General features: G+C 71.8%; 4 protein-coding genes. 3 read left to right on the forward strand and 1 reads right to left on the reverse strand.

Annotated features, from left to right (window positions below; all coding sequences use genetic code 11):
• The first annotated feature begins 146 nt into the window (after positions 1–146).
• A complete protein-coding gene (locus AB0J09_RS56580; RefSeq protein WP_360710940.1) occupies positions 147–962 on the forward strand; it encodes an inositol monophosphatase family protein in 816 nt (271 codons plus the stop codon).
• A 95-nt stretch (positions 963–1,057) separates the two neighbouring features.
• Entirely contained in the window at positions 1,058–1,300 is a 243-nt protein-coding gene (locus AB0J09_RS56585) for a hypothetical protein (protein WP_360710943.1), read from the forward strand.
• Between the two features lie 11 nt (positions 1,301–1,311).
• On the opposite strand, the gene AB0J09_RS56590 is transcribed toward AB0J09_RS56585, so the two are convergent.
• Complete coding sequence (locus AB0J09_RS56590; RefSeq protein ID WP_360710946.1) at positions 1,312–2,484, reverse strand: SLC13 family permease; 1,173 nt, start codon at positions 2,482–2,484, stop codon at positions 1,312–1,314.
• A 170-nt stretch (positions 2,485–2,654) separates the two neighbouring features.
• On the opposite strand from AB0J09_RS56590, the gene AB0J09_RS56595 reads away from it, so the two are divergent.
• The coding region (locus AB0J09_RS56595) for a TIR domain-containing protein (protein WP_360710949.1) at positions 2,655–4,723 on the forward strand (2,069 nt) is incomplete at its 3' end.

A 4,723-nucleotide genomic window follows, 5' to 3' on the forward strand; every position in this document is an offset into this window, starting at 1 on the left:
CGGGCGGGGCCGGCCCGGCAGTCGCGATCTGTCGCTGGGCCCGCTGGGCGGCGGGCCGCACCACGTGGCCAGGCAGCCGCTGGACGCCCGCGAGACCGAATTGGCCGTACGCCTGATCACCGCGCACCTGACCTGAGAGGCACCCGATGGACCTGGATCACGCTCGCACGGTCGCCGTCGAAGCCGCCGAGGCCGCGGGAGCGCTGCTCCTGGAGGGCATGCGGGGCGCGGTCGGCGTCCAGGCCAAAGGGGACGCGGGCGACGTGGTGACCGATCTCGACCTGGCCTCGGAGAAGCTGCTGCTGGAGCGCATCCTGACGGCGTACCCGTCGCACGCGGTGATCGCCGAGGAGTCGGGGCTGGTCGGGGCCGCGGGCGGCGAGTGGACGTGGCTGGTCGACCCGCTCGACGGCACCAACAACGTGGCGATCGGCCTGCCCGCCTACGTGGTGGGCGTGGCGCTGTGCCGGGACGGGCGTCCCGTGCTCGGGGTGGTGCACGACCCGGTCTCCGCGCAGACGTGGTCGGCGATCCGCGGGCGCGGCGCCCTGTCCTCGCCGGCCGGGTCGTCCTCAGGGGTACGGCTGGCGCCCCCGTACGTCCCGAGCCCGCACGGGCCGCTGCTGGCCTGGACCCAGGGCTACGACGTGCCCCGGGACGACGCGACGGTGCGCGCGCTGAAGTCGGCGCTGGAGCTCAACGCGCGCAGGCTGCTGCAGCTGTGGGCGCCGCTGCTGTCGTGGGCGATGCTGGCGCGTGGCGACATCGACGGCATCGTGGGCTACCGCGCCGAGGCGGTGGACCTGCCGGCGGGCGCGCTGCTGGCCAGGGAGGCGGGCATCGAGATCAGGGCGCTGGACGGCGGCCCGTTCGAGGAGTGCTTCGACGGCACGCCCGACGACCGCAGCTTCGTCGCCGCCCACCCGCGGGCCTTGCCAGGGCTCCTCTCCGTCCTCGAGTGAGGAAGATTCCGCAGAAGATGTGTGTCTTTTGCCGATGAGTTCCGCCGCCGTTCGAGGTCTATTTAGAGAGAACGGCACAAGGGGAGGAGCCCGACATGATGACCACAATCGAGCTGGCGCAGGTGCTCTTCGCGACCGCTCTGCAGCCGTCCGACCGTTTGTCGCCGTTCCAGATTCGCGCGGCCGTGGACGAGCGGCTGTGCGCGTGCGGCAGCGACGCGGGCTGGTGCGCGGCGTACGTGGCGCAGGAGGCCGGCGACCATCCCGAGACGTACGTCGTGCGGATGCGCTGGGCGCTGGGCGCGGTCGCCGGAGCCTACGAGCTGGCCGCCGCCTGATCCGGGCCCGCTCAGCCGACGTGCACCAGCGCCCACACCGTGGCGAGCAGCCCCACCACGGCCAGGCCCGTGCCGGTGAGCAGGAAGCGGCGCATCGGCACCTTGACCTCGTGGCGGCGGCACGACTCGAACCACAGCAGCGTGGCCAGCGACGCCCACGGCGTGATGACCGGGCCCACGTTGGTGCCGGCCAGAAGGGCCAGCAGCTGGTTGCGATCGGTGGGCGGGATGACGGTCTCGACGGCCTTGTAGGCGGGCAGGTTGTTGATCGTGTTGGAGAGTCCCGCGCCGATGGCGGCCGTGCGGTAGGGGTCGCCCTCCGTGCCGACCATCCACGTCATGAGGTCGGACAGCCCGTGCCTGCTGAGCGTGGGCACGACGAGGAACAGCCCGGTGACGAAGATGATGAGCTGCCACGGGATGAGGCTCCAGGTGAGGCGGTGGCGGGCGCGCAGCAGGAACGCCCCCACGACGATCGCGGCCGCCGCCGTGGCGGCGACGGCCACGTGTGCCTTGAGCATCAGCAGGGCGATGAACAGCAGGCAGCCCGCTGACGCGGCCCCGAACAGCACGCGGTCGGCCACCGGCTCCAGCAGCGGCGGCGTGTACCGCAGGTCGCGCCGCTGGCCGCGGCGCCAGTAGAACACCCACAGGAACGCCATCGTCACGGCGATCGAGGCCAGCTGCGGCGCCCACATGCGCGCGGCGAACTCCTGGGCGTCGAGGCCGATCTTCTCCATACCCAGGAGGTTCGTCAGGTTGGAGACGGGGAGCAACAGGCTCGCGGTGTTGGCGAGCCAGATCGTGGTCATGGCCAGGGGCAGGGCGGCGATGCGGGCCTTGGGGGCCAGGGCGAGCATGACGGGGGTGAGCAGGACCGCCGTCGTGTCCAGGTTCAGAAATATCGTGATAAATGACGCGAAGGCTGTGCAAAGGAAAAAGAGGGCGGCGTAGTTACCGCGTCCGAACACCGCCATCCTCGCCGCGATGGCGTCGAAGACCTGGGCCTCCTTGGTGAGCTCCGCCAGCACGATGATCGCGACCAGGAAGATCAGCAGGGGGCCGATGTCATCGAGGCTGGCGAGCGCGTCCTCCCAGGGCAGCAGCCCGGTCACCGGGAAGAACACTCCGAGAACCAGCAGCCCGATCCTGATCAGGTCGAGGGTGCCAAGACGCCGCCACACCCGTCCGATCCTATGGCAGTGCTCATGGCCTCTGCTCCGCAGCGGCGGCTCGGTCGCTGGGGAGCCGTTGCCTTCCCTCGTCGCTCTGGCCGCTACGCTCCCGACGCTCCTCAGTCCAGGCAACGGCGCTCCCTCGCGAAAACCCTTGCGGCACAGGGGATACTGGGCTCATGGCGCGTGACGGCAGGCCGACCGAGATCTTCGTCAGCTACTCCCCGGCCGACACGGCCTGGGCCACCTGGATCGCATGGGAGCTCGAGGCGGCGGGCTACCGGACCATGATCCAGGCGTGGGACTTCGTCCCGGGCACCAACTTCATCGACTTCATGGACCGGGGTGTCAGCGAGGCGCAGCTGGTCGTGGCGGTGCTCTCGCGCAACTACCTGACCTCCCGTTACGGCCGGCTGGAATGGCAGGCGGCACTGCGGGCAGACCCCGACAACCCCTCCAACAAGCTCGTCACGATCAGGCTGGAGGACGTCCGGCTCGAGGGCCTGCTGTCCACGATCACCTGGGTCGACCTGCTGGGCGTCACCGACCCTGGGCAGGCCAGGGCGCTGCTGCTGGGCAGGGTGCGGGAGGCGATGGCGGGCAGGGCCAAGCCGGAGGCGGCGCCCGCGTTCCCCGACGGGTCCAGCGTGCCGGCGCCGCCCCCGACGCTGCCGGAGCCGGGTGAGCGGGCCAGGACGCGGCGCGCGCCGGTGACGGCGCCGAAGTTCCCCCCGGCCGTGAGGGCCGACCGGGGGCGCGAGTCGATCAGCGTGCTGCACATCGGCGGCCCCAGGTTCGGCAGGGCGCTGCCCGATCCCGGTGAGCCGTTCACGCCGGAGGACATGCAGGCGCGGATCTGGGCGGATCTGACCGCCATGTACGACAGGGGCATGCCGCGTCCCGACCTCATGGTGGTCAGCGGCGACCTGACCGAGTCGGGCAGCCTGGGGCAGTTCGGGCAGGCTACGCGGTTCGTGACCGACCTGCGGCTGCTGATCGGGCTGGAGCCGCACCGGCTGGTGCTGCTGCCCGGGCCACGCGACGTGACCAAGGCCGCGGCCAGCGCGTACTTCATGACCTGCGAGGCCGACGACGTGAGCCCGCAGCCTCCTTACTGGCCCAAGTGGCGGCATTTCGCGGGGTTGTTCGGCGAGGTGTACCAGGGACTGGACGACCGGGTGTTCGACGGCGGGCAGCCGTGGACGCTGTTCGAGGTGCCCGACCTGAAGGTGGTCGTGGCGGGGCTCAACTCGACGATGGCGATGAGTCATCTGGAGCGGGACGCGTACGCGCTGCTCGGCGAGGCGCAGGCGGCCTGGTTCGCCGAGCGGCTGCGGCCGTATGAGGAGGGCGCGTGGCTGCGGCTGGGCGCGATCGGGCATCCGCCGGGCGAGCTGCGGGACGCCCCGGCGTTCGACCGGCTGCTGGCTCACCGGCTCAACCTGCTCTTCCACGGGGGTGCGGCCGACGCGGCCGAGGGCAGGATCGCCGCTCCGCGCTCCGGGCGGCACCAGGTGGTCGAGATCACCCCTGACGGGCTGCGTAGGTGGCTGCCCGACGCGGTCGTGCCCGAACTGGTCCCGCACCGGTGGAGGGCCGTGCGGGCCACGTTCACCGGCGAGAGCCCGTCGGCCGAGCCGCCCGCGCCCAAGCCGGACGAGCGCGCGCCCAGCCCGGTCGAGCTGCTGCTCGACCGGATCGCCGAGGTCTGCGAGGCCAGGCACGAGCGGGCCCGGATCCGCAGGTTCGACTCGCATCTGGTGGTCACGCACCCCGAGGACGGGTTCGTCCGCCAGACGATGATCGGCGCGTACGTGGGCGAGCTGACCGGGAGCGCGGCCGACGGGTTCGTCCGGCAGGCGCACGCCACCGGCCTGGCCGCCGAGCTGGTCTATCAGGGGCCGCCCGCCTCCCGGGCGCTCCGCGACGACCTGATGCGCAAGGGCGTGCGTCTGCGCAGTTTCACCGAGTTCCAGGGCCTGCTCGACCTGACCGGCTACGTCAGCGAGCAGACGGCCAGGCTGACGACCGACCGGCGCTACCCGCCCGGCCTGTACGTGCCGCAGCGCTACCGCGAGCTCGACCGCCCGGGAAACCAGGTCAAGCAGGGCCTGACCGACGAGCTCATGCGGCTGCTGAACACCGACCACGGCCGTTTCCTGCTGCTGCTCGGCGACTTCGGCCACGGCAAGACGTTCGCGCTGCGCGAGCTGGCCCGGCGCATCCCGGCCGAGCTGCCGCACCTGAC

Origin of the sequence: Nonomuraea sp. NPDC049784 (assembly GCF_040659615.1) — a bacterium.
Lineage (GTDB): Bacteria > Actinomycetota > Actinomycetes > Streptosporangiales > Streptosporangiaceae > Nonomuraea.

Excerpts from the sequence above, each read along its gene's own strand:
- AB0J09_RS56580 (WP_360710940.1), top strand. The coding sequence starts at position 147 with ATGGACCTGGATCACGCTCGCACGGTCGCCGTCGAAGCCGCCGAGGCC.
- AB0J09_RS56585 (WP_360710943.1), top strand. The coding sequence starts at position 1,058 with ATGATGACCACAATCGAGCTGGCGCAGGTGCTCTTCGCGACCGCTCTG.